The sequence below is a fragment of the Streptomyces sp. NPDC045022 genome, from assembly GCF_056432605.1.
On the sequence record NZ_JBWKIR010000018.1, the window covers coordinates 60577 to 82338 of the forward strand.

The following is a 21762-nucleotide window of genomic DNA, read 5'->3' on the forward strand; positions in this document are numbered from 1 at the left end:
CACTCCGGGAGGACGTACTCATGGCGCCCGGTGGGAACCACGGCTGGCTGCTCCGCCTCGTCATCGCCTTCGGATTCGCGCAGGGGGCGGTGTCGATGGCCCGGCCCGCCGTCTCCTACCGGGCGCTCGCGCTGGGCGTCGACGAGCGGGCGGTCGGCGTCATCGCGGGTGCGTACGCCCTGCTCCCGCTGTTCGCCGCCGTACCGCTCGGCCGCCGCACCGACCACGGCCGCTGCGCACCGCTGCTTCCCGCGGGCGTGGTGCTCGTCTCCGGCGGCTGCGTCCTCAGCGGACTCGTGAACTCCCTCTGGGCGATGGCCCTGTGGAGCGGAGTGATGGGACTCGGCCACCTCGGCTTCGTGATCGGCGCCCAGTCCCTGGTGGCCCGCCAGTCCGCCCCGCGGGAACAGGACCGCAACTTCGGGCACTTCACCATCGGCGCCTCCCTCGGCCAGCTCGTCGGCCGTGGCGCTGCGTTCGCCGGGGCGGCCCGGAGGTGCTCCGGGACCGGCCGCGCGGGCAAGGCCCGGTCGCTCGGGATTGCGCCGTACGAGCGATATCTGACGGCGCGCCGGGCGTCGATGCCGGGGGCTGCGCGGTCCATGACGGAGAGTCCAGGCGAAAGAGCGATTGTATGAAAATCGTCTGAACTCGGAGGATTGCGCATGCCCACCCTGACACTCCCACGTGCCGTAGCCTCCCGCGCGGGCGCCACAGTCGTCCTCACCGCCCTCGCCGCGGCGGGCGCGTCATGGGTTGCGGCGCCGAACGCGGTGGCCGCGGGCGAGAACGGCGACATCAGGATCCACCGCGCCGAGGCGTATCCCGCCTTGGGTGGCAAGGACGACCCCCTGGTCTGCAGGTTCTACCTCGACGCGGTCAACTTCGATGTCCTCCCCACCATCGCGTACACCATCACGCCGCAGCCCCCGCTGCCCACCGCGGCCACGGTCGCCGGCACCATCCAGCTCGCCGGGGGTGCCGGGCACACCGACCCGTTGGGGCTGGCCGACGGGCAGTACAAGATCACTTGGGTCGCGGGGGGTGCCACGAAGGAGAAGGTCTTCCGGGTCAACTGCCGCGAAGGCCAGCACGACGGCCAGCACGACGGCCAGCACGGCGGCCAGCACGACGGCCAGCACGACGGGGCCCAGGGGCCGGGCGGACAGATCGAGGACCACCAGGAGGACAACGGGGGCTGGGGCCAGAGCGACCGCGAACCCCCGAAGGGTGGCGTGCACGCGGGCGGCGGTGGTCTCGTCGACACTGCGGCCGCCTACTCGCCGGTGACCGCGGCGGCGGCGGTGGGCCTGGTAGCGGTCTGCGGTGCCGTGTACTTCCGGTTGATCCGCCGGCGGCCCCATGGTGCCGCGTAGGCGCAGACGCAGGCCGTGGCACCGGACCCGCGCCTACCGCCTCACCAGGACGGCCCTGCTCGTGGTCGTCCTGGTGACGGTCGGGACGCGGTGCGGCGGACCCGGTACACCGGCCGTCCCCGGCCGGCCGGGCGACCCGGGCGCCGAGGCGGCCGCCGGCCCGCACTCCGCCCGGGCGGACGGACGCGGTCCGAGCCGGGAAGAGCCCGGCACGGCTCCCGCCGCGCCCCCGCCCCGCCCGCTGCCCCGGTCCCGGCCCACGTCCTTCCGCGTTCCCTCGCTGGGGATCGACGCCCCGATCACGGCCATCCGGCTCGACCGGGACCGGCAGCTGGAGACACCGCCCGTCGACAGACCCAAGCTGGTCGGCTGGTACCAGGGCGGCCCCACACCGGGCGAGTCCGGCACCGCGATCGCCGTCGGTCATCGCGACACCCCGACCGGCCGTGCCGTGTTCGCCGCGCTCGCCCAGGTCAAGCCCGGCAGGCTCATCGAGGTCAAACGGGTGGACGGGCGTACCGCCGTCTACACCGTGGACCGGGTGAAGGTCTTCGACAAGGTGGGCTTCCCGGACGGGGAGGTCTACGGCCCGGCCCGGCGCCCGGAACTCCGTGTGATCACCTGCGGCGGCCTCTTCAGCCGGCGGACGGGCTACACCAGCAACGTGGTGGTCTTCGCCCACCTGAGCGCGACGAAGTGACCGGACGGTGCGGACACCGCCCCCGCACCGTCGTCCGGCGCCCCGCCCCGCTGACCGCCCGGCGCCGTCCGTCCCTCCCGGCCGGCTCGCCGCCCCTGCGTAGTCCGGCCCCCGGCCTGCTGGCTGCCCCGGCGTCGTCCGGTGCTCTCGGTCGGTTGACCGTCCCGGCGTGGTTCGGCTCCCTGGCCTGTTGGCTGCCCCGGCGTCGTCCGGTCCTCTCGGTCGGCTGTTCGTCCCGGCGTGGTTCGGCTCTCCGGCCTGCTGGCTGCCCTGGCGTCGTCCGGTCCTCTCGGTCGGTTTGCTGCCTCCGCGCCGTCCGGCCCTCGGCCCGCTGACTCCCCCCCGCCGTCCGGCCCTCGGCCCGCTGACTCCCCGCGCCGTCCGGCCCTCGGCTCGCTGACTCCCCCCGCCGTCCGGCCCTCGGCTCGCTGACTCCCCCCGCCGTCCGGCCCTCGGCTCGCTGACTCCCCCCCGCCGTCCGGCTCCCCGGCCCGCTGACCGCCCCCGCGCCGTGTGGCCCCCCCGGACGGCGCGGGGGGCCGCGTAGCCGGCCGGTGCCCAGGGCCGTCGGCTCGAACGTCGGCGTCCGTTTCGTGCGCTGCCTGGGCCGGAGCGTCCGCCGTCGTGCCATGTCTTCCCCCGACCGCGCACAGTCCGTTAACTTCCGTGACCCACAGGCCCCGTACGAGCCGCACGGGGCCTTCGGACCACGGAGCAGCGGCGCTCCGGACAGCCCCCGGGGGCAGCAGCCATGACACGCGCCATCTCTCTGCACGACGTGAGCAAGTCCTACGCCCGCGGCCCGCGCGTGGTGGACCGGCTCTCGCTGGACATCGCGCCCGGCGAGTTCCTGGTCCTGCTCGGCCCCTCCGGCTGCGGTAAGTCCACCGTGCTGCGGATGATCGCCGGTCTGGAGGAGATCGACGAGGGCGAGCTGCTGCTGGACGGCGAGTACGCCAACGACTGGCAGCCCTCCGAACGGGACATCGCCATGGTCTTCCAGAACTTCGCCCTCTACCCGAGCATGACCAGCCGCGACAACATCGGCTTCCCGCTGCGCATCGAGGCGCCCGGCGCCGACCCGGGCCCGCGCGTCACCGCCACCGCCCGCATGCTGGGCATCGAGGATCTGCTCGACCGCTTTCCCGGGCAGCTCTCCGGCGGTGAGCGGCAGCGGGTGGCGATGGGCCGGGCCATCGCCCGCCACCCCTCCGCCTTCCTGATGGACGAGCCGCTGTCCAACCTCGACGCCAAGCTCCGCAACCATCTCCGCGCCGAGATATCCCAGCTGACCCGCGAGTTGGGGGTCACCACGGTCCACGTCACCCACGACCAGGCCGAGGCGATGTCCCTCGGTGACCGGGTGGCCGTGCTGCGCGGCGGAGTCCTCCAGCAACTCGGCACCCCGCGCCAGGTCTACGCGCTGCCCCGCAACGTCTTCGTCGCCGCCTTCATCGGTACCCCGCGCATCAACCTGCTGCGCGGCCTGGTCCGCGCCCCGCTGGACGGCGCCATGACCGTCAGCCTGGGCAAGCAGGCCCTGCGCCTGCCCGAACCCCTCTGCCTGGACCACCAGTTGCTGCGCGTGCAGCAGGGGCGCGAGGTCATCGTCGGGCTGCGCTCGGAGGCGGTGCGCATCGCCAGGCACAGCTCCGCCCGGCCCGGCGAGGTGCCGCTCACCGGTCTGGTCGAGCACGTGGAGTTCCAGGGGCACGAGATCCTCGTCCACTTCGACACCGGGTCCAGCCCGGCCGTCGTACCCGACCTGGAGGCCCCGCGTCCGGGCACCGGGCCGCCGCGCCGGCGCCGCAGGGCGGGGCCGACCATGCTGGACCGGCTGCGGGAGCGGGCGGGGTCGCTGCGCGCCGGGCCGGTGGTGGTCCTGGAGGATCCGCCGGAGCGGGACGGGGACGACCGGCCCGAGCCCGCCCCGCCGGAGGGGCGGCTGCCGGGCGACCTGGTCGTGCGCACCACCCCGGACATCCGGCTGCACCACGGTATGCAGGTCCCGCTCCTCGTCGACCTCGCCCATCTCTTCGTCTTCGACCAGCACGGCGACCGCATCTGCCCGTCCCCCGACCGGCTGCCCGACCTGGACGAGTGAGCGACCGCCGGGGCGGCGATGATGATGACCGGCACACCTGGCGACCCAGGTCCGCCCGATGCCCCGGGCAGGTCGGGCGGCCGAAGGCGGCCAGGTGGCCAAAGGTATGTCTGGCGCGCGAAAACTAACACCGCTAGTTTGTGTGCCGGACGACATAGCCCCGCCGGGAGGAAGCAGCATGAAGGCACACGACGGCCTGTACATCGACGGCGCCTGGCGCCCCGCCGCGAGCGGCGACGGGATCGAGGTCGTGAACCCGGCCGACGAGCAGATCATCGCCCGCGTCCCGGCGGGCGGTGCCCTGGACGTCGACACCGCCGTACGCGCCGCGCGCGCCGCCCTTCCCGCCTGGGCCGCCACACCCCCGGCCGAGCGCGCCGCGCGCCTCACCGCACTCCGGGACGTCCTCGTGGCCCGCAAGGACGAGATCGCCGAGACGGTCACCGCCGAACTCGGCTCGCCGCTCGCGTTCTCCCAGGCCGTGCACGCGGGTGTGCCGATCGCGGTCGCGGGCTCCTACGCCGAGCTGGCCGCCACCCATCCCTTCGAGGAGAAGGTGGGCAACTCCACCGTCCTGCACGAGCCGATCGGCGTGGTCGGCGCGATCACCCCCTGGAACTACCCCCTCCATCAGATCGTCGCGAAGGTGGCCCCGGCGCTCGCCGCGGGGTGCACGGTCGTCCTCAAGCCGGCCGAGGACACCCCGCTCACCGCCCAGCTGTTCGCCGAGGCGGTGCACGAGGCGGGTGTGCCGGCGGGCGTGTTCAACCTGGTCACCGGCCTCGGCCCGGTCGCCGGACAAGCTCTCGCCGAGCACCCGGGCGTGGATCTGGTCTCCTTCACCGGCTCCACGGCGATCGGCCGGCAGATCGGCGCGGTGGCCGGCGCGGCCGTCAAGAAGGTCGCCCTGGAACTCGGCGGCAAGTCCGCCAACGTCATCCTGCCGAGCGCCGACCTCGCCAAGGCGGTGGGCGTCGGTGTCGCCAACGTGATGTCCAACTCCGGCCAGACGTGCAGCGCCTGGACCCGCATGCTGGTCCACCGCGACCAGTACGACGAGGCGGTGGAACTGGCCGCCGCGGCCGCCGCGAAGTACGGCGACCGCATCGGGCCGCTCGTCAACGCCAAGCAGCAGACGCGGGTGCGCGGTTACATCGAGAAGGGCATCGCCGAGGGCGCCCGCCTGGCCGCCGGCGGCCCCGAAGCGCCCTGCGAGAAGGGCTACTTCGTCAGCCCGACCGTCTTCGCCGACGTCACGCCGGAGATGACCATCGCCCAGGAGGAGATCTTCGGTCCCGTTCTCTGCGTCCTGCGCTACGAGGACGAGGAGGACGCCCTGCGCATCGCCAACGGCACGGTGTACGGCCTCGCCGGTGCGGTCTGGGCCGGTGACGAGGCCGAGGCGGTCGCCTTCGCCCGCCGCATGGACACCGGCCAGGTCGACATCAACGGCGGCCGGTTCAACCCGTTCGCGCCCTTCGGCGGCTACAAGCAGTCCGGCGTCGGCCGGGAACTCGGCGCGCACGGACTCGCCGAGTACCTCCAGACCAAGTCCCTCCAGTTCTAAGGAAGTCCGACAGTCATGGCCGTACGAGCCGCCGTCCTGCCCGCCATCGGCGCCCCCTTGGAGATCACCGGCATCGAGCTGCCCGACCCGGGCCCCGGGCAGGTCCGCGTCCGCCTCGCCGCCGCCGGCGTCTGCCACTCCGACCTGTCCCTGGCCAACGGCACCATGCGGGTACCGGTCCCGGCCGTCCTCGGCCACGAGGGCGCCGGCACGGTCGTCGCCGTGGGGGAGGGCGTCACCCAGGTCTCACCCGGCGCCCGCGTGGTCCTCAACTGGGCGCCCTCCTGCGGAAGCTGCCACGCCTGCACGCTCGGCGAGGTCTGGCTGTGCGCCGATGCCCTGAGCGGCGCCGCCGCCGTCCACGCCCGCACGACCGACGGCACCGAACTGCACCCCGGCCTGAACGTCGCCGCGTTCGCCGAGGAGACGGTGGTCTCCGCGTCCTGTGTGCTGCCCCTCCCGGAGGGCATCCCGCTCACCGACGCGGCCCTCCTCGGCTGTGCCGTCCTCACCGGCTACGGCGCGGTCCACAACTCCGCGAAGGTCCAGGCCGGCGAGACGGTCGCCGTCTTCGGTGCCGGCGGAGTCGGCCTCGCCACCCTCCAGGCGGCCCGCATCGCGGGCGCGTCCCGGATCATCGCCGTCGACGTGTCCCCCGAGAAGGAGGAGCTGGCCCGCGCCGCAGGTGCCACCGACTACGTCCTCGCCTCGGAGAACACCCCGCGCGAGATCCGCGCCCTCACCGGCAAGCAGGGCGTCGACGTCTCGGTCGAATGCGTGGGCCGGGCCGTCACCATCAGGGCGGCCTGGGATTCCACCCGCCGGGGCGGCCGTACGACGGTGGTCGGCATCGGCGGCAAGGACCAGCAGGTCACCTTCAACGCCCTGGAGATCTTCCACTGGGGCCGCACCCTGTCGGGCTGCGTCTACGGCAACACCGACCCGGCCCACGAGCTGCCGGTGCTCGCCGAGCACGTCCGTGAGGGACGCCTGGACCTGTCCGCGCTGGTCACCGAACGGATCGCCCTGGAGGGCATCCCGGCCGCCTTCGACAACATGCTGGCGGGCAAGGGCGGCCGGGCACTCGTGGTCTTCTGACGCTCAGGGCACCTTCTCGGGTCGCGGCTCCTGGGCCGCGGCCCGGGCCGTCCGGCCACCGCGCGCCCGGGACCGCGACACCGCCACACCCGCGAGGCACAGCACGCCGCCCACCAGTGTGAGCGCCCCGGGCACCTCGCCGAGCACCAGCCAGGACATCAGCACCACGAGCGCGGGCACGGCGTACGTGGTCGCCCCCATCCGGCTGGCGGTGGTCCGGGCGAGGGCGTAGGCCCAGGTGGTGAAGGCCAGTGCGGTCGGAAAGACGCCCAGGTAGACCATGTTCAGGGTCGCCGGCAGGGGTGCGTGGGCGGCCTCGCGCACCAGCTGCCCGGCGAACGGCAGACAGGCCACGGCACCGACCAGGCAGCCGAACGTCGTCACCTGCAACACGCTCGCCTGCCCCAGGGCGGGCTTCTGTGCGACGACCCCGGAGGCGTACGCGACGGCCGCGAGCAGACACAGCAGCACGCCGAGCAAGGAGGACCCGCCGCCGCCCGACATCGACAGCCCCACGGTCACCGCGCCCGCGAAGGACACCGCCATTCCCGCCAGCAGCCTCGGCGGCATCGGATCACCCAGCAGCCGGGCCCCGAGCAGGGCTATCAGCAGCGGGCCGACGTTCACGACCAGGGCCGCCGTACCCGCGTCCACCTGCTGCTCGCCCCAGTTCAGGACGACCATGTAGAACCCGAACCACAGCAGCCCGGAGAGCACGATCCCGCGCCAGGCGGCTCGGGGTGGCAGTCCTTCCCGGCGTACGGCCCAGATGACTCCCAGGGCGAGGACACCCGACACCAGCCGGCCGAGGGCCAGCGCGCCGGGGGAGTACGCCTGCCCCGCGCTCCGGATCGACACGAAGGCGGAGGCCCACAGGAGCACGGTGACGGCGGCGGCACCGGTGGCGAGTGCGCGAGGGCGGTTCCGGATGACGTTCATCATGCTCCTGAGGCTAGGTACGAGGCTGGGTATCGACTGGCGGAAATCGGATGGGGCGCCGGTGCTGTGGCTGGGCGGGAGGCGGTCGCTCCCCGGCGGCGGTCTGCGATCCGCAGTGGCGCGGGGGCCACGCGCGACCAGCCACCGCGCACCCGCGCCAGGGCCTCGCCGCCCACCCCCGTGGCCGAACTCATCGCAGGGCACCGGACGGGATGCCCAACAGGTCGGACAGCGCCCGTTCCCCCGAGGCAGTCACCTTCACCGCCCGAGCGGAGCCGATCCGCACGCACCACCCCGCGTCCAGCGCGTGCCCGCACAGCGCGGCGCCCGCCGCACCCGCGAGGTGGGCCCGGCGCTCGGTCCAGTCGAGGCACGCGCGGGCCAGTGGCCGCCGGCTGGAGAGGTCGAGGGCGATACCGGCCGTACCGAACCACTCCACTCCCGCGTCCGTCAGCGCGAACCCCGTGTCCTGACGAAGAAGACCGCCCGAGGTCAACGCATCCGTGACCGCGATGCCCAGCCGCCCGGCGAGATGGTCGTAACAGGTACGGCCGCGGGCCATGGCGGACCCGGCGCTGGACTCCCGCAGCGTGCGGGCGGGGCGCCGTGCGGTCGCCGGAGGCACCTGCGCCGCGAGATCCTCGACGAGCTGGGCCACGCGCGCGCCGGCCAGCCGGACGTACCGGTGCCTGCCCTGCCGTTCCTGGGCGAGCAGTCCGCCCGCGACCAGCTTTCCTAGGTGCTCGCTCAGGGTGGACGGGGCGACCCCGGCGTGCCGGGCCAGCTCCCCGGCGGTCCAGGCCCGCCCGTCGAGCAGTGCCAGCAGGCACGCGGCCCGGGTCTCGTCGGCGATCAGCGCGGCGAGCGCGGCGAGGGCCGCCGCCTGGGAGTCCTTGGCGTTCATGCACCCAGCATGCGGTACCGACACTTCGGCCCCGGCCGAAGTGTCGAAGCGGTCCTCATACGCTCTGCCGTACCTGCTGGTACTGCTGCGCCAGCCCGTCGAGCAAGGCGCTCAACCCCGTCTCGAACGCCCGCTCGTCGATCTTCTCCTGCTGCTCGGCGAGCAGATGCGCCTGGCCGAGGTGGGGGTAGTCGGCGGGGTCGTAGGCACTCGCGTCGTCCACGAAGCCCCCGGCGAACGAACCGAGCGCGGAGCCCATGATGAAGTAGCGCATCAGCGCGCCGATGGAGGTCGCCTGCGCCGGTGGCCAGCCGGCGTCGACCATCGCGCCGTACACCGCGTCGGCCAGCCGCAGGGCGGCGGGGCGGCGGCCGGGGCCGCGGGCCAGGACGGGGACGATGTTCGGGTGGTCGCGCAGGGCGGCCCGGTAGGAGACCGCCCAGTCGTGCAGCGCGGTCCGCCACTCCCGGCCGTCCTCGAACATCGACAGGTCCACCAGCCCGCTCACCGAGTCCGCGACCGCCTCCAGGATCTCGTCCTTGGTCCGGAAGTGGTTGTAGAGCGAGGGCCCGCTCACCCCCAGCTCGGCGGCGAGCCGCCGGGTGGAGACGGCCGCCAGGCCCTCGGCGTCCACGAGTTCCCGGGCCGTGGCGACGATCCGGTCGGTGCTGAGGAGGGGCTTGCGTGGTCGGGCCATGGCGCACATAGTAGGGCTGCGGCTGGAAACTAGCAGTGCTAATTTAAACGTACGGCTTTCAAGAACCATCTGGTTTGTGGGGTGATCTCGTGGTGAACCTGGGGCTCAGCGAGGAGCAGGCGGACGTACGGCAGCTCGCCCGGGACTTCGTGGAGCGCGAGATCGCCCCGCACGTGGTCGCCTGGGACCGGGCCGAGGAGGTCGACCGGGGCATCGTGAAGAAGCTCGGCGACGTCGGCTTCCTCGGTCTGACCGTCGACGAGGAGTACGGCGGCTCCGGCGGCGACCACCTCGCGTACTGCCTGGTCACCGAGGAACTGGGGCGCGGCGACTCCTCGGTGCGCGGGATCGTCTCCGTGTCCCTGGGGCTGGTCGCCAAGTCGATCGCCGCCTGGGGGAGCGAGGAGCAGAAGCGGCGCTGGCTGCCGGGGCTGACCGCCGGCCGGTACGTCGGCTGCTTCGGCCTCACCGAGCCGGGCACCGGCTCCGACGCGGGCAACCTCGGCACCCGGGCCGTGCGCGACGGCGACGACTACGTCATCAGCGGCACCAAGATGTTCATCACGAACGGGACGTGGGCGGACGTCGTCCTGCTCTTCGCCCGCTCCACCGAGGCCCCCGGCCACAAGGGCGTCTCCGCCTTCCTCGTCCCCACCGACAGCCCCGGCCTGACCCGCCGCACCATCCACGGCAAGCTCGGCCTGCGCGGCCAGGCCACCGCCGAACTGGTCCTGGAGGACGTCCGCGTGCCCGCCTCGGCCCTGCTGGGCGAGGAGGGCAAGGGCTTCTCCGTCGCGATGTCCGCGCTCGCCAAGGGGCGCATGTCGGTGGCCGCGGGATGCGTCGGCATCGCCCAGGCCGCGCTGGACGCGGCCGTCAGGTACGCCGGTGAGCGCGAGCAGTTCGGCAGGCCGATCGCCCGTCACCAGCTGGTGCAGGAGCTGATCAGCGACATCGCCGTCGACGTCGACGCGGCCCGGCTGCTGACCTGGCGGGTCGCCGACCTGATCGACCGCGGCAGGCCGTTCGCCGTCGAGTCGTCCAAGGCCAAGCTGTTCGCCTCCGAGGCCGCCGTCCGCGCCGCCAACAACGCACTCCAGGTCTTCGGCGGCTACGGCTACATCGACGAGTACCCGGCCGGCAAACTGCTGCGCGACGCCCGCGTGATGACCCTCTACGAGGGCACCAGCCAGATCCAGAAGCTGCTCATCGGGCGTTCCCTGACCGGGGTTTCGGCGTTCTGAGTACCCTCCTGAGTATCTCGGCGGATGTGGCGCGGGCCACGTCCGCCGATCCTGGACGGCATGAGCGAGACATCGGACAAGACTCAGAACACGGCGGCCTTCTACGGTCAGGCCGTCGCCTCTTTCTCCGTCGCCATGGCGGCGACGGCCATCGGCATCTTCAAGCTCCACGCCGACGCCTGGGTCCGGGCCTTCCTGGGCATCGCCGTCCTGTACCTGGTCACGTCGGCCTTCACCCTGGCGAAGGTGATCAGGGACCGGCAGGAGGCGGCGGGGCGGCGCGCGTACAACCCGTTCGAGAAGCTCTGAGCCCCTGCTGACACACCGCCGCGAGCGATCACGCTAAGCGCCCGCTCACCGTCGGCGGTATGGTGGTGGTCCTGTCGGCGAGAGGGGCCAGCGAGCGATGAGTACGGCGGAGGAGACGACCGGCGGCGAAGTGGAGCCGTGGGAAGAGGTCACCCCTGACGCGGCCAGGCGGCTCCTCGTGGCCGCCGTCGAGGCCTTCGCCGAGCGCGGCTACCACGCGACGACGACCCGCGACATCGCCGGTCGCGCCGGCATGAGCCCGGCCGCGCTCTACATCCACTACAAGACCAAGGAAGAGCTGCTCCACCGGATCAGCCGGATCGGCCACGACAAGGCCCTCGGCATCCTGCGCACGGCGGCCCGCCGCGAGGGCAGCCCCAGGGAGCGGCTGGCCGACGCCGTCGGCTCCTTCGTCCGCTGGCACGCGGGGCGGCGCACCACCGCCCGGGTCGTGCAGTACGAACTCGACGCCCTCGGCTCCGAGGCCCGTGCCGAGATCCTCGCGCTGCGCCACCAGGTGGACGCCGAGGTGCGCGGGATCATCGAGGACGGCGTGGCCGCCGGCGAGTTCGACGTGCTGGACGTCCAGGGCACCACGCTCGCCGTGCTGTCGCTGTGCATCGACGTGGCCCGCTGGTTCAACGTGAACGGCCCGCGCACTCCCGAGGAGGTCGGCGCGCTCTACGCCGACCTGGTGCTCCGGATGGTGGGCGCCGGGCAGGACGTCCCGGCGCTCACGGGCGGTGCCGGGAATCAGAGGTAGTAGCGGGCGACCGACTCCGCGACGCACACCGGCTTGTCGCCGCCCTCGCGCTCCACGGTGAAGGCGACCGTGACCTGCACACCGCCGGTGACGTCCTCGACGCCGGCGATCTGCGCCGTGGCGCGCAGCCGGGAGCCGACCGGGACCGGGGCGGGGAAACGGACCTTGTTCGTGCCGTAGTTGACGCCCATCTTCACGCCCTCGACCCTGATCAGCTGCGGTCCGAAGAGCGGGATCAGCGACAGGGTGAGGTAGCCGTGCGCGATGGTGGTCCCGAACGGCCCCGCGGCGGCCTTCTCCGGGTCCACGTGGATCCACTGGTGGTCCCCGGTGGCCTCGGCGAACAGATCGATCCGCTTCTGGTCGATCTCCAGCCAGTCGGTGTGGCCCAGCTGCTCGCCCACGGCCGCCTTCAGCTCGTCGGGCGAAGTGAACGTCCTCGGTTCTGCCATGTTCCCGGCCTCTCGCTCGTATCTCTAAGCAACTGCTTAGCATGGTCGGGAGGTGGGTCGATGTCAACGGATGACCGCACCTGTGAGGTGGGTAATCTCTGAGGAGTGCCCCAGATTCCCGTGAAGGTCCACGAGCTGAGCGTCGGCCAGTTGTCCGCGCGCAGCGGCGCCGCCGTCTCCGCCCTGCACTTCTACGAGGCCAAGGGCCTGATCAGCAGTCGCCGCACGCCCGGCAACCAGCGCCGCTACGGCCGTGACACCCTGCGCCGGGTCGCTTTCGTCCGGGCGGCCCAGCGGGTCGGCATTCCCCTGGCCACGATCCGCGACGCCCTGGCCGAGCTTCCCGAGGAGCGCACGCCCACCCGCGAGGACTGGGCGCGGCTGTCGGAGAGGTGGCGCTCGGAACTGGACGAGCGCATCAAGCAGCTGAACCGTTTGCGCGACCACCTCACCGACTGCATCGGCTGCGGTTGCCTGTCCCTGGAGAACTGCGTCCTGTCCAACCCGGACGATGTGTTCGGCGAACGGCGCGCCGGGTCGAGGCTGCTGGCGGAGGACCGCTGACCGTTCGGCCGGGCCGCTCACGGCGGCCGGCGGCCCCGCCCCGGCCGGCCGCGGTGCCGGGTGACCGGCCGGCCGGGACCGGCCTACTCGTACTCGGTGCCGCCCTTGCGCGTCAGGTACGCCGGGCTCACCGCCTTCGCGATGGCCCGCCCCCCGGTCACCGCGCTGTACCGCTCCACCGAGGGCCTTATCACCACCCCCTCCCGCAGATGCAGCCCCCGCCCGGACACCGTCTCCCGCCCGCTCGCGAACTCCAGCACCCGCGCGATGTCGTACGGCCCCGCGTACAGCCGGGGCACCACCGGCAGCTCCCCCTCCAGCAGCGCCGCCGCGTCCAGCCAGCGCACGACGCCGTCCACCTCCGCCGAGACGTCGAACACCGCGTACCCGAGCGTGTCCCGCCGCCCGTCGGCCCCGTACGACAGGTCCTGCACCCCCGCGCCGTAGACCTCCCCGAAGATGCCGACGCGGCGTGCTCCGAGCCGCCCGGCCAGCCGGGCCGCCACCTCGGCGACTCCGTGCCCCCGCACCGCCCGCCAGTACAGGTTCCGCGGGTCCTCCCTGAGCGCCAGCGACTTGGCACCGAAACCCTTGGAGGACACGTACAGCAGGTTTTCGTCGGCCACATACGTCAGCAGGCAGGCCGAACCGTGCAGCTTCTCCGTCAGGACGACCGGCTCGCCCGGCGTGAAGATGTCCGGGTACCGCTGGACGTTCTCGATGTCGACCCAGGGCAGCAGGTCCGGCGCCGACTCCACGTCCCCGTCCATCGTCGGCGGAATCGGCGGCACCCACTTGGTGATGCCCAGCAACTCCGCGAAGTCGGTCCCCTCGGCCGCCGCCCGCGCCAGGTCGACGTCCGCCAGCGCCTTCGGCCGGCACACGATGCCCTGCGACAGCTCGCCGCGCAGCCGCACCGCCCTGACCCGGTTGGCGTGCCCGCCCGCCAGCCGCCCGGTCAGCCCCAGCTCCTCGATCAGCCCGGGCGGGAGCACGGCCTGCTCGGGGATGTAGACGGCGGCCTCTCCCGTGCGGTACGCGCCCTTGGCGACGACGGCCCGGTACAGGCCCACCTGGGCCAGCTCCAGCGCGTCGGCGTTCGGATGCTCGTGGACGGTCAGCACTTCGGCGGTGACGCGCAGCGTCGACATCGGCAACTCCTCGGCAGGCGGGCGGATCGAAGCCCGTCAGGCGTGTTTCATCGCCGTCAACTGTCCGCACGGGAAAGCGGTGGAGCGACCGGATTCCGGCCTGCTAACGTCGTGATCTTCGGCCGGCGGCGACGTCGCGCACGGAGTCACGACGGGACCGACTCCCATGCCCTCACCCGCTCTTGACGCCGCACTGGCGGACATCGACACGGTCTTCGACGGTTTCGCGAGCCCGCAGGAGACCGGTTGCGGCTACTGCCACGCACCCGAGGAGACCGCGTATCTGCGCACGCCCCGGGTGCGCGTGCCCACGGACGTCGTTCAGTACTATCTCTTCGAGGTGCCCGACCACTTCGACGACCACGCGGCCGTGATGCGACGCCTGCTGCCCCAGGCCGCACGGGCGATGGCCGAGGGGGCTGGCCCGGGTGGACCGGCGCTCCTGGCCCGCCGAGCAGGCCGCCGCGCTCGACGCCTTCCTGCGCGCCTGGTGGCGTGACGTCCTGTCGACGCCCGACCCGCCGTACGGTGTGGACGACGTCTTCGACACCTGCGTCACCATCGCCGGAAGCGTGACCCCCTTCCTCGACGACTGGACCCGCGGGCCGGCCGCCGACGCACACCTCGTGCACTGCGCCGACGTCTGGCTCTACGACCTGATGTCCGACTCCTCCCCCTTCCCCTGGTGGTACGACGACAGCGCGGGCGTCACGGAGCTGCGTTCCTGGCTGTCCGGCCCCGGCGCCGTCCGCCTGCACGCCCTGGGCGAGCGCGACCTCGCCATGCGCTGCGCACTCCTCGTCCTGTCCGGCGACGACCGCTGGGACCACCCCTACTGGGACACCGCCGCCGCCACCAACTGAGCGTTCGACCTGGCCGGCCGGCCGTCGGGCAGCAGCGTGTCCTCCCGGCCGACGCGTGCGGCGAGACGCAGCCGGCCGGCCGCAGCACCGGCCAGGTGCCGCCCTCCTCGCTGTGCGGCTGGACCGGGCGGCCGGCCGCCGTGCCCGGTCCGGCGAGCAGGGCCTGGCCGAGGTCTCAGCGGTGGCCGGGACCGGGTCGGTCACCTCGGCCGGCGCCCGCAGCACCCGCGGGCCGGGCGGTCAGGCCGCGAAGCGGGCCGCGCCGTCGGTGCCCGACCGGATGCCCGCCTCCACGCCCACACCTGTGTCGAGCAACTGGGTGCTGGAGGCGATACGAGCGCGTGTGCCGGTGCCGGTCGGGGTGACCACCGGTGCCTGGGCCGAGCCCGAGCCGGCGGCCCGGCTCGCCCGGGTGCGCGGCTGGTCGGTGCGGCCCGGCTTCCCCTCGGTCAACTGGCATGAGCCGGGTGCCGACGAGATCGCCGCACGACGGCTTCGGCCGCGGAGCGTGCCAGATCCGCGGGCGACATCGGTACTTCCGCGCCGTCGGCTGCCGAGCGGCGCCCGTTGAGACACACCCGCACCATGCCCCCGATGGTGCCGGCCGCCACCGGCACCGGCTCCGAGCCCGGCACCGGATCGCGGTCGGGGGTGCGGCATCCCCTGCGCACCCCCCGGTGAATTCCCCCTTGCTCAGGCCGACATCAGCAGCCGTTCCCGCCGGTCCCGCCGGGCGTACTCCAGTGCCTGGTGGGTGAGGACGGGCCGCGGCACCAGGATCCCGCAGTCCGTGCAGACCGGCCCCGACGACGGCTCATGGTCCAGGCCGTACCGCCAGACCAGGCGCTCTCCGTCGCACACCGGGCAGGAGCGGCCCGGTGCCCGCTCCAGGGCGGCGATCAGCCGGCGCAGCACCTCGGCCAGTGGCTCACCGGGGTGGACCCGCGGATCGTCGCACCAGGCGACCCCGAAGCCGCCCCAGGTCAGCCGGTGCCAGTCGTCCACGGTGCCCGGCCGGCGCAGCCCGTCGTGCTTCTCCTTCTTCCGCCGCTCGGTGAACTTGGACTCGTACGCGAGCCAGACCGAACGGGCCTCCTCCAGTTCCTCCAGTGCGGCCACGAGCCGCACCGGTTCGGGGGAGCGGTCCTCGGGGCCGAACCCCGCCCGGGAGCACAGATGGTCCCAGGTCGCCCGATGCCCGTAAGGGGCGAACTTCTCAAGGCACTTGCGCAGCGAGTACCGCCGCAGCGCCAGATCGCAGCGCGGATCGCGTACTTGTCTCGCCAGACTCCGGAATCCTGCCATCGCCCTGCACCTCCGTCACACCTGCACCTGTACTTCGGTCACTTCGGCGTCGTCGCACGGACGTCGTCGAATAGACGTATCGACAGGCGATTCGGCTCCATCTCTTCTCGGGCCTCTGCTCACGGACTTGGAAAGTGACGCATGTTCATCTTTAAAGCTGGGGATACCGGCGGTAACGTTCGCCCACCCCTGTCGCTAGGAGCTGCCATGCCACGGCGAACCCCACGTACCGCCTTTGACAGAGTGAGAACGTCCCGTCGTCTCTTCGGGTTCCTGAAGACGGCGTCCGTATGCGTCCTGATCGCCGGTCTTCTCTCCCCGCTCGCCCAGACCGCCGCGGCGGCCGACGCGAACGCCTCCGCCGACTACTGCGGCGGCCAGTGCTCGGACATCCTGCCGCCCGGCGAGAACGGCAACGCCACGCTCGCCCAGATCCTGCTCAACCAGGCCTTCGGCACCCAACCCGCGCACGCCGAGGACCAGCTCGGCCCCTACGCCGGCCTCGCCACCGGCTACCCGGGTCTCACGGACACCAAGATCAACACGTTCTTCAACGACGCCTCGTTCGGCGTCCCTTCCGACCAGGTCGCCTCCACCGAGAAGCCGGCCGGCCGCGGCGACGTCACGATCGTCCGCGACAAGAAGTCCGGTGTGCCGCACATCACGGGCACCACCCGGTACGGCACCGAGTTCGGCGCGGGGTACGCGGCGGCCGAGGACCGGCTGTGGCTGATGGACGTCTTCCGGCACGTGGGCCGCGGCCGGCTGACCTCCTTCGCCGGCGGCGCGCCCGCCAACCAGGGCCTGGAGCAGCAGTTCTACCGCAACGCGCCCTACACCGAGGCCGACCTCCAGGCGCAGATCGACAACGCCGTGGCCAAGAGCGGCGCCCGGGGCCAGCAGGCCCTCGCCGACGTCAACGCCTACCTCGCCGGTGTCAACGCCTACATCGACGCCTCGGACAGCGGCCGTTACTTCCCCGGCGAGTACGTCCTGACCGGCCACAAGGACTCCATCACCAACGCCGGCACCATAGAGCACTTCAAGGTCACCGACCTGGTGGCGCTGGCCTCCGTGATCGGCTCGCTGTTCGGCTCCGGCGGTGGCGGCGAGGTCGACAACGCCCGCTCGCTGCTCGCCGCCCAGGCCAAGTACGGCGTCGAGGAGGGCACCGCGGTCTGGGAGTCCTTCCGCGAGCGCAACGACCCCGAGGCCGCCCTCACCGTCCACGACGGCGAGAGCTTCCCGTACGCCACCAAGCCCGCCGACGCCAAGGGTGAGGCGCTGCCCGACGCCGGCTCGGTGACCCAGGAACCGCTCGTCTACGACCGCACCGGCAGCGCCGCCACCGCGACCGCCAAGACCACGTCCGCCACGGCCGCCAGGACCTCGCTCGGCTCGGCCAGGCGCGGCATGTCCAACGCCCTGGTGGTGAGCGGCGCACACACGGCGAGCGGCCACCCGATCGCCGTCTTCGGGCCGCAGACCGGCTACTTCGCCCCGCAGCTGCTCATGCTGCAGGAGATCCAGGGCCCGGGCATCAGCGCCCGCGGCGCCTCCTTCGCCGGCCTGAGCATGTACGTCGAACTCGGCCGCGGCCAGGACTACTCCTGGAGCGCGACGACCTCCGGCCAGGACATCATCGACACCTACGCCGTCGAGCTGTGCCAGGACGACTACCACTACCTGTACCGCGGCACCTGCACCGCCATGGACAAGATCGAGCAGAAGAACGCCTGGAAGCCGACCGTGGCCGACGGCACGGCGGCGGGGTCGTACACCATGCGCGCGTGGCGTACGAAGTACGGGCCGGTGGCGTACCGCGCGACCGTCGGCGGCAAGAAGGTCGCCTACACCACGCTGCGCTCCTCGTACCTGCACGAGGCCGACTCGATCATCGGCTTCCAGATGCTGAACGACCCGGACTTCGTCAAGGGTCCCCAGGACTTCCAGAGCGCGGCGCAGCACATCAACTACACCTTCAACTGGTTCTACGCCGACTCCCAGCACACCGCGTACTACAACAGCGGTGACAACCCCGTCCGGGCGAGCGGTGTGGACGCCGAGTTCCCGGTGTGGGCGCAGCCCGCGTACGAGTGGCGGAACTGGGACCCGGCCGGCAACACGGCCGACTACACCCCGGCCTCCGCCCACCCCAACTCCGTCGACCAGGACTACTACATCTCCTGGAACAACAAGCAGGCCAAGGGCTACACGACCGCGTCCTGGGGCGACGGCTCCGTGCACCGCGGCAACCTGCTGGACGACCGGGTGAAGAAGCTGGTCGCGGCCGGCGGGGTGACCCGTGCCAAGCTGACCGGGGCCATGGCGGACGCGGCCCTCGCCGATCTGCGCGCCGAGGACGTGCTGCCCAAGCTGCTGAAGGTGATCAACTCCTCGCCGGTGACCGACTCCACGGCCGCCGCGGCGGTGAGCAGGCTCCAGGCATGGGCGACCGCGGGCGCCAAACGCACGGAGACGTCGACCGGTTCGAAGACGTACGCGGACGCCGACGCGATCCGCATCCTGGACGCCTGGTGGCCGCTGCTGGTCAAGGCGGAGTTCGAGCCGGGGCTCGGCGGCGATCTGTACAGCGCCCTCACCGCCGACCTGCCGACCGACGAAGCCCCGTCCGCCGGGCACGGCCCGACCGGCTCGCACGCCGGAAGCGCCTTCCAGTACGGCTGGTGGAGCTATGTCGACAAGGACATCCGGGCGGTGCTGGGGGAGCCGGTGCGGGGCGGCCTGGCGCGGACGTACTGCGGCGGCGGCAGCCTCGGCGCCTGCCGGGACACCCTGATCAGCACCCTGAAGCAGGCGGCCGGTCTGACCGCCGCCCAGGTGTATCCGGGCGACGACCAGTGCGCGGCGGGTGACCAGTGGTGTGCCGACTCGATCGTCCAGCGCACCCTGGGCGGCATCAAGCACGGCAGGATCGGCTGGCAGAACCGGCCGACCTTCCAGCAGGTCGTGGAGTACACCTCGCATCGCTGAGGTGACACGGGCGGCGGGTCAGGTGATGCGGCCCGCCGCCAGTACCAGCCGCGCCAGTTCGGGGTGCACGATGTCGCTGTGCGCCCCGGCCGGCGGCCCCCCGCGCTTGACGACGACCGCCGCGTCCACGTTCACGCACCCCGACGCCGGCAGCGATCCGCCCAGGGCCCCCGCCAGGTCCAGCCGGGCGGTGCCCGCAACCGCCTGCGCCCCGTCGTGGCCCATGGCGCCCCACCTGGGCCCCAGCACGGCCGCAAGCTCGCTGCCCAGGCAGGACCGGTCGTCCCCGGCCAGCCGCGAGGCCAGCGGGTAGAACGTGCCGAGCGCCGAGTCGAAGCGCGAGTGGCAGCACACCAACGGACCGTCGATCCGCCGCTGCCGGTCCTTGAGCGCACCCGCCCGGTCCGGCTCGTGCGGCAGCCGGGCCGCGAACGCGTAGTGGGAGAAGGCCCCTTGGAGGAGCGTCACCGACTTCACCGAGCGCACCCCGTCGGGCAGCCCGCGCAGCGCGAACGCCACCAGCCGCCCGCCGAAGCTGTGTCCGGCCAGATGCACCCGCACCCCGGGCGCCGCGTCGGCCAGCTGCCCGATCAGCGGGCCGAGTCCGCGCTCGCCGACCGTCCCGGCCCGCCGTTTCATCGTGTGGTACGTCGCCTGCCTCAGCAGCTCCTTGGCGCCGTCCCACGGGTTCGGGATGCGGAACCGAGCCGTCGGCCCCGGTGCGTCCAGCGCGGCCAGCGCCTCGGCGAACGCCTCGCAGGCGGTCACCGGGTCCTGCGTGAACACGGCCGGTTCGCCCTCCTCGTCCGTGTCGGCCACACCGGCCCGCCGCTCCCCGTCGACCAGCAGCCGCACCAGCCGCCCGAACTCCGTCAGCCCCTCGGCACCGTCCGGCCGTTCGTCCAGCAGCCGGGCCAGCTGGTCGACCACGGTCGTCCGGCCCGGGAAGGTCTCCAGCAGCGCGCGCCGGGTGCCCTCGTCCAGCGCCGGGCGCGGTGCCGCCTCCGCCTCCACGGCCGCCACGGACCTGGGGAAGTCCGGGATCGGCTCGTCGCTGAACCGCATCGACGGCCAGATGACGCCCACGTACCCGAGGCGGGCCGTGGGGGCCAGCGCCGGGATCGGTGCGAAGAAACGGCGGTACAGCGCGGTCGCGCCCGAACGGTCGTTGTTCCAGCCGTGCGCGAAGACGATCAGGTCACGGACGCCATGGTCCGTGACCTGCGCCACCAGCCGGTCGCGTTCGGGCCGGTCCACGTCCCCGTCCGCGTCGAAGGTCAGCTCCCAGTAGGGAGTCACGCTCATCCCAGGATCCGCCATGCCAGGCTCCCTCGTCCCCCCGGAAACGATGCGTCGCGGACGCATCGTCCTGCTGCGGGGCGAGGTTGGCCATACATCGCGCCTCACCCGTAGCGGAGATATTCCTTTCGGATCCGCCGGAACGCGGCCAGCTCCTCCTGCCAGGCCCCGGTCACCTCGTCGGTGCCGGCGCCCGCGTCGATCATCGTGCGCACCCGGGCGGAGCCGGTGAGCTTGTCGATCCAGTTGTCCGGCCGCCAGGCGAAGCCGTCCCAGACCTTCCTCGCGGTCACCAGCAGCGCGATCGCGGTGCGCACGGGATCGTAGGCCGCCCGGTCGAGGACGTGGATCTGCACCCCGCCGACGGTCTTGCCCTGGAACTTGGAGAAGGTGGGCGCGAAGTACGCCTCCCGGAACCGGACGCCGGGCAGCCCGAGTCCGCTCACGGCGGCGGCCCAGCGCCCGTCGACGCCCTCCGCGCCGAGGAGTTCGAACGGCCTCGTCGTGCCCCGCCCCTCCGAGAGGTTGGTGCCCTCGAACATGCAGGTGCCGGAGTACACCAACGCCGTGTCCGGGGTCGGCATGTTGGGGCTCGGCGGCACCCACGGCAGTCCGGAGGCGTCGTAGAAGTGGCTGCGTTCCCAGCCCGTCATCAGGACGGTCTCCAGCGGCACGGGCGTGCTCAGGAACTCCCCGTTGAACAGCCGGGCCAGTTCGGCGACCGTCATCCCGTGCGCCTGCGCGATGGGCTGCCGGCCGACGAAGGTGGCGAACTCCTTGTGCAGGACCGGTCCCCTGGCCGAGCGGCCGGTCACCGGGTTGGGCCGGTCGAGGACGACGAACCTCTTGCCCGCGAGCTGGGCCGCCTCCATGCAGTCGTAGAGCGTCCAGATGTACGTGTAGAAGCGGGCGCCCACGTCCTGGATGTCGAAGACGATCGTGTCGACGCCGGAGGCGGTGAAGACGTCGGCCAGCGGGCGGCCGCTCTTGAGGTACGTGTCGTAGACCGGCAGGCCGGTCGCCGGGTCGTCGTAGCGGCCCTCGGAACCGCCTGCCTGGGCGGTGCCGCGGAAGCCGTGCTCCGGTCCGAAGACGGCGGTCAGCCGCACCCGGGGGTCGGCGTGCATGACGTCGACGATGTGGCGGGCGTCTTTCGTGATGCCGGTGGGGTTGGTGACGATGCCGACTTTCTGGCCGGAGAGGAGTGAGTAGCCGTCGGCCGAGAGGCGGTCGAAACCGGTGTGCAGGTGATGGCCGGCTGCGGCGGCGACCGGTGTCGGTGACATGACTGCCATCGTGGCCGATGCGAGAAGGCTCCGTCGGGACAGGCGCATGGGGTACCTCCGGTCGATGGGAAGGTGCAGGCCGTGTGTGGCTGGTCGCGCAGTTCCCCGCGCCCCTAGGTTGGTGCAGTCACCCCTTCCCTCACACAT

Annotated in this window: 20 protein-coding genes and 2 pseudogenes; 13 read left to right on the forward strand and 9 right to left on the reverse strand. The window is 72.6% G+C overall.

Annotated elements, in window-relative coordinates; genetic code table 11:
* Positions 1-20: 20 nt before the first annotated feature.
* The 6 genes and pseudogenes from AC07C1_RS27865 to AC07C1_RS27890 form a co-directional block, all read left to right on the forward strand.
* Positions 21-482 (forward strand): annotated as a pseudogene (locus AC07C1_RS27865) (MFS transporter); the annotation flags it as partial.
* A 183-nt stretch (positions 483-665) separates the two neighbouring features.
* Entirely contained in the window at positions 666-1376 is a 711-nt protein-coding gene (locus AC07C1_RS27870) for a hypothetical protein (RefSeq protein WP_478943315.1), read from the forward strand.
* Positions 1363-2076, forward strand: a complete 714-nt coding sequence (locus tag AC07C1_RS27875; RefSeq protein WP_478943317.1) for a class F sortase — start codon at positions 1363-1365, stop codon at positions 2074-2076. The genes AC07C1_RS27870 and AC07C1_RS27875 overlap by 14 nt, the downstream gene beginning before the upstream one ends.
* Before the next feature lie 751 nt (positions 2077-2827).
* Entirely contained in the window at positions 2828-4180 is a 1353-nt protein-coding gene (locus tag AC07C1_RS27880) for an ABC transporter ATP-binding protein (RefSeq protein WP_478943318.1), read from the forward strand.
* A gap of 178 nt (positions 4181-4358) precedes the next feature.
* The gene (locus AC07C1_RS27885; protein WP_478943319.1) at positions 4359-5747 is read left to right on the forward strand and encodes an aldehyde dehydrogenase family protein; all 1389 of its coding nucleotides are present in this window, start codon (positions 4359-4361) and stop codon (positions 5745-5747) included.
* 15 nt (positions 5748-5762) lie between these two features.
* Positions 5763-6845 (forward strand): Zn-dependent alcohol dehydrogenase, encoded by a 1083-nt coding sequence (locus AC07C1_RS27890; protein ID WP_478943321.1) that lies wholly within the window; start codon positions 5763-5765, stop codon positions 6843-6845.
* A gap of 3 nt (positions 6846-6848) precedes the next feature.
* Here AC07C1_RS27890 and AC07C1_RS27895 read toward each other — a convergent pair whose 3' ends face one another.
* The 3 genes from AC07C1_RS27895 to AC07C1_RS27905 form a co-directional block, all read right to left on the reverse strand.
* On the reverse strand, positions 6849-7787 hold the full coding sequence (locus AC07C1_RS27895; protein ID WP_478943323.1) for a DMT family transporter: 939 nt from the start codon (positions 7785-7787) through the stop codon (positions 6849-6851).
* 187 nt (positions 7788-7974) lie between these two features.
* Positions 7975-8688, reverse strand: coding sequence for an ArsR/SmtB family transcription factor (locus AC07C1_RS27900; protein WP_478943325.1), 714 nt, complete (start codon positions 8686-8688; stop codon positions 7975-7977).
* 55 nt (positions 8689-8743) lie between these two features.
* Positions 8744-9385, reverse strand: coding sequence for a TetR/AcrR family transcriptional regulator (locus tag AC07C1_RS27905; RefSeq protein WP_478943327.1), 642 nt, complete (start codon positions 9383-9385; stop codon positions 8744-8746).
* A gap of 92 nt (positions 9386-9477) precedes the next feature.
* Between AC07C1_RS27905 and AC07C1_RS27910 the strand changes: the two genes are divergently transcribed.
* From AC07C1_RS27910 to AC07C1_RS27920, 3 genes are all read left to right on the forward strand, one after another.
* Entirely contained in the window at positions 9478-10629 is a 1152-nt protein-coding gene (locus tag AC07C1_RS27910; protein WP_478943481.1) for an acyl-CoA dehydrogenase family protein, read from the forward strand.
* 60 nt (positions 10630-10689) lie between these two features.
* Entirely contained in the window at positions 10690-10938 is a 249-nt protein-coding gene (locus AC07C1_RS27915) for a YiaA/YiaB family inner membrane protein (RefSeq protein WP_478943329.1), read from the forward strand.
* A 97-nt stretch (positions 10939-11035) separates the two neighbouring features.
* On the forward strand, positions 11036-11701 hold the full coding sequence (locus tag AC07C1_RS27920; RefSeq protein ID WP_478943331.1) for a TetR/AcrR family transcriptional regulator: 666 nt from the start codon (positions 11036-11038) through the stop codon (positions 11699-11701).
* Here AC07C1_RS27920 and AC07C1_RS27925 read toward each other — a convergent pair.
* Positions 11692-12153 (reverse strand): MaoC family dehydratase, encoded by a 462-nt coding sequence (locus AC07C1_RS27925; protein ID WP_478943333.1) that lies wholly within the window; start codon positions 12151-12153, stop codon positions 11692-11694. The genes AC07C1_RS27920 and AC07C1_RS27925 overlap by 10 nt on opposite strands.
* Positions 12154-12258: 105 nt before the next feature.
* On the opposite strand from AC07C1_RS27925, the gene soxR reads away from it, so the two are divergent.
* Entirely contained in the window at positions 12259-12717 is a 459-nt protein-coding gene (soxR, locus tag AC07C1_RS27930) for a redox-sensitive transcriptional activator SoxR (RefSeq protein WP_478943335.1), read from the forward strand.
* Between the two features lie 83 nt (positions 12718-12800).
* On the opposite strand, the gene AC07C1_RS27935 is transcribed toward soxR, so the two are convergent.
* Positions 12801-13868, reverse strand: coding sequence for an RNA ligase (ATP) (locus AC07C1_RS27935; protein ID WP_478943337.1), 1068 nt, complete (start codon positions 13866-13868; stop codon positions 12801-12803).
* Positions 13869-14034: 166 nt separating this feature from the next.
* On the opposite strand from AC07C1_RS27935, the gene AC07C1_RS27940 reads away from it, so the two are divergent.
* Positions 14035-14367 (forward strand): hypothetical protein, encoded by a 333-nt coding sequence (locus AC07C1_RS27940; protein WP_478943339.1) that lies wholly within the window; start codon positions 14035-14037, stop codon positions 14365-14367.
* A complete protein-coding gene (locus tag AC07C1_RS27945; protein WP_478943340.1) occupies positions 14297-14731 on the forward strand; it encodes a hypothetical protein in 435 nt (144 codons plus the stop codon). The genes AC07C1_RS27940 and AC07C1_RS27945 overlap by 71 nt, the downstream gene beginning before the upstream one ends.
* Here AC07C1_RS27945 and AC07C1_RS27950 read toward each other — a convergent pair.
* A pseudogene (locus tag AC07C1_RS27950) lies at positions 14701-15318 on the reverse strand (3-keto-5-aminohexanoate cleavage protein). The gene AC07C1_RS27945 and the pseudogene AC07C1_RS27950 overlap by 31 nt on opposite strands.
* 106 nt (positions 15319-15424) lie before the next feature.
* A complete protein-coding gene (locus tag AC07C1_RS27955) occupies positions 15425-16036 on the reverse strand; it encodes a hypothetical protein (protein WP_478943342.1) in 612 nt (203 codons plus the stop codon).
* 207 nt (positions 16037-16243) lie between these two features.
* Here AC07C1_RS27955 and AC07C1_RS27960 point away from each other — a divergent pair, with 207 nt between their 5' ends.
* A complete protein-coding gene (locus tag AC07C1_RS27960) occupies positions 16244-19030 on the forward strand; it encodes a penicillin acylase family protein (protein WP_478943344.1) in 2787 nt (928 codons plus the stop codon).
* A gap of 18 nt (positions 19031-19048) precedes the next feature.
* On the opposite strand, the gene AC07C1_RS27965 is transcribed toward AC07C1_RS27960, so the two are convergent.
* Both AC07C1_RS27965 and AC07C1_RS27970 read right to left on the reverse strand, forming a co-directional pair.
* A complete protein-coding gene (locus AC07C1_RS27965) occupies positions 19049-20350 on the reverse strand; it encodes a serine-threonine protein kinase (RefSeq protein ID WP_478943346.1) in 1302 nt (433 codons plus the stop codon).
* Between the two features lie 83 nt (positions 20351-20433).
* Complete coding sequence (locus AC07C1_RS27970; protein ID WP_478943348.1) at positions 20434-21663, reverse strand: exo-beta-N-acetylmuramidase NamZ family protein; 1230 nt, start codon at positions 21661-21663, stop codon at positions 20434-20436.
* Positions 21664-21762 lie beyond the last annotated feature (99 nt).

Coding starts and splice junctions, on each gene's coding strand:
- AC07C1_RS27895 (WP_478943323.1), bottom strand. CDS start 7,787: ATGATGAACGTCATCCGGAACCGCCCTCGCGCACTCGCCACCGGTGCC.
- AC07C1_RS27940 (WP_478943339.1), top strand. CDS start 14,035: ATGCCCTCACCCGCTCTTGACGCCGCACTGGCGGACATCGACACGGTC.
- AC07C1_RS27890 (WP_478943321.1), top strand. CDS start 5,763: ATGGCCGTACGAGCCGCCGTCCTGCCCGCCATCGGCGCCCCCTTGGAG.
- AC07C1_RS27880 (WP_478943318.1), top strand. CDS start 2,828: ATGACACGCGCCATCTCTCTGCACGACGTGAGCAAGTCCTACGCCCGC.
- AC07C1_RS27900 (WP_478943325.1), bottom strand. CDS start 8,688: ATGAACGCCAAGGACTCCCAGGCGGCGGCCCTCGCCGCGCTCGCCGCG.
- AC07C1_RS27970 (WP_478943348.1), bottom strand. CDS start 21,663: ATGCGCCTGTCCCGACGGAGCCTTCTCGCATCGGCCACGATGGCAGTC.
- AC07C1_RS27935 (WP_478943337.1), bottom strand. CDS start 13,868: ATGTCGACGCTGCGCGTCACCGCCGAAGTGCTGACCGTCCACGAGCAT.
- AC07C1_RS27875 (WP_478943317.1), top strand. CDS start 1,363: ATGGTGCCGCGTAGGCGCAGACGCAGGCCGTGGCACCGGACCCGCGCC.
- AC07C1_RS27915 (WP_478943329.1), top strand. CDS start 10,690: ATGAGCGAGACATCGGACAAGACTCAGAACACGGCGGCCTTCTACGGT.
- AC07C1_RS27870 (WP_478943315.1), top strand. CDS start 666: ATGCCCACCCTGACACTCCCACGTGCCGTAGCCTCCCGCGCGGGCGCC.
- AC07C1_RS27955 (WP_478943342.1), bottom strand. CDS start 16,036: ATGGCAGGATTCCGGAGTCTGGCGAGACAAGTACGCGATCCGCGCTGC.
- AC07C1_RS27960 (WP_478943344.1), top strand. CDS start 16,244: ATGCCACGGCGAACCCCACGTACCGCCTTTGACAGAGTGAGAACGTCC.
- AC07C1_RS27905 (WP_478943327.1), bottom strand. CDS start 9,385: ATGGCCCGACCACGCAAGCCCCTCCTCAGCACCGACCGGATCGTCGCC.
- AC07C1_RS27885 (WP_478943319.1), top strand. CDS start 4,359: ATGAAGGCACACGACGGCCTGTACATCGACGGCGCCTGGCGCCCCGCC.
- AC07C1_RS27965 (WP_478943346.1), bottom strand. CDS start 20,350: ATGGCGGATCCTGGGATGAGCGTGACTCCCTACTGGGAGCTGACCTTC.
- AC07C1_RS27925 (WP_478943333.1), bottom strand. CDS start 12,153: ATGGCAGAACCGAGGACGTTCACTTCGCCCGACGAGCTGAAGGCGGCC.
- AC07C1_RS27920 (WP_478943331.1), top strand. CDS start 11,036: ATGAGTACGGCGGAGGAGACGACCGGCGGCGAAGTGGAGCCGTGGGAA.